General features: G+C 68.3%; 2 protein-coding genes. Both read left to right on the top strand.

Going from position 1 to position 1,700, the window contains the following annotated elements; all coding sequences use genetic code 11:
- Nucleotides 1-220 (top strand): phosphopantetheine-binding protein (locus ACTIDRAF_RS30870; protein WP_039789189.1); only part of this gene is annotated, 220 nt, incomplete at its 5' end.
- A gap of 94 nt (nucleotides 221-314) precedes the next feature.
- The coding region (locus ACTIDRAF_RS30865) for a condensation domain-containing protein (RefSeq protein WP_039789188.1) at nucleotides 315-1,700 on the top strand (1,386 nt) is incomplete at its 3' end.

Here is a 1,700-nt window from a genome sequence, read left to right as displayed (position 1 = left end):
GGTCGGGGTCACCGACGACTTCTTCCACCTCGGAGGGAACTCCGTTCTCAGCCTCCGTGTCGTCGCGCGCATCCGGGAGGCCTTCGACGTGGATCCGACCGCACGAGCACTCTTCGACCACCCAACCGTCGCGGGTCTCGCCGACACCGTCGAGGAACTGGTCATCGCCGAGATCGAGAACTCGCTGGAGTTCGACGGCGGGGACATGCCGCGCGACTGACCGCCACCCCGTACCGACCGGACGGTGTCCGAGCGGCGCGCCGGCCCGTCCGCGTCCCGCCGTGCCTGCCAAAATTGATCTCTGAGGGGATTCCATGAACACGCCGTCGTCACGCGAGGACCGCATCCGCTCCCTGCCGGAGCACGTGCGGGAACGGCTTCGCAGCCGACTGGCTGGGCGTGCGCGTCCGCGGAACCAGATCGTTCCGGCGCCACGTGACCGGGACCTTCCCCTGTCCTCGGCGCAACAGCGGCTGTGGTTCCTGAACGAGTTGGAACGGGGGAGTCCCGAGTACAACTCGGGACTGGTCCTGCGACTGCGCGGTTCCCTGGACGTCGATTCCCTCCGCGTCGCCCTCACCCGTGTCGTGGCCCGGCACGAGGCTCTGCGGACCACCTTCGACACCCTCGACGGCGAGGGTGTCCAGCGCATCCAGCCGGCGGCCGATGTCCCGTTGGTCGTCCACGAGCTGCTCGCCGGGCTCGACCACGGTGATGGGGCCAGCCGGGGGACCCATCACGAGGGGCAGGGAGGTACCGCGCCCGAACTGGACCGGCTGCTGCGTGGGGAGCTCGCCCGTCCGTTCGACCTCGGCAACGGGCCACTCCTCAGAGCAACGCTCGTGCGCGAGGCGCCGGAGGACCACGTCCTGCTGGTGGCGATGCACCACATCGTCACCGACGGTGCCTCCACGGAGATCCTGACGAGGGAACTGGCGGCCTTCTACGAGGAGGCGACGGGTGGGCCACGGGCGGATCTGCCCGAACTTCCCGTCCAGTACGCGGACTACGCGGTGTGGCAGCGGGAGCAACTGTCCGGGCAGGCACTCGAGAGTCAACTCGACTACTGGCGCCGGCACCTCGCGGATGTCACTCCGCTGGAGCTTCCCACCGATCGCCCACGTCCCTCGATCCGCGGCTCGGCCGGAGCACTGCACTCCTTCTCGGTCCCGGCCGACCTCACCGCCGCGCTCGGTTCCCTCGGTCGTGCGCGGGGAACGAGCCTGTTCATGACGTTGACGGCGATCACCAAGTTGCTGTTCGCCCGGTACAGCGGGCAGAGGGACATCGCCCTGGGCACGGCGACGTCCGGTCGGGAACGGGCAGAGCTCGAGGGACTGGTCGGGTTCTTCGTCAACACGGTCGTCCTGCGGTCTCGGCTCAACGACGACCGTTCCTTCGCGGAGTTCCTGGACGAGGTCAGGGAGGACGTACTCCGAGCCTTCGCGAATCAGGAGGTTCCGTTCGCGAGGCTGGTGGAGGAGCTCGCACCGGAGCGGGACCAGAGTCGTACCCCCTTGGTGCAGGCGATGGTGGTGCTGCAGAACGCGGCTCCTCCCTTTGACGGGACCTCGGGCGGTGTACGTTTCGAGGAGGTGCCCGTACCCAGGGACGTGTCCGCTTTCGAGTTGACCCTCCAGTTCCAGGAGCAGGCCGGCGGTGTGCTGGCTGGTGCGGTGGAGTTCAACACCGACCTGTTC

The sequence above is a fragment of the Actinoalloteichus spitiensis RMV-1378 genome, assembly GCF_000239155.1.
Classification (GTDB): Bacteria; Actinomycetota; Actinomycetes; order Mycobacteriales; family Pseudonocardiaceae; genus Actinoalloteichus_B; species Actinoalloteichus_B spitiensis.
The sequence above is the reverse complement of the archived record's forward strand: the minus strand, read 5'-3'. Positions and strand labels throughout refer to the sequence as shown.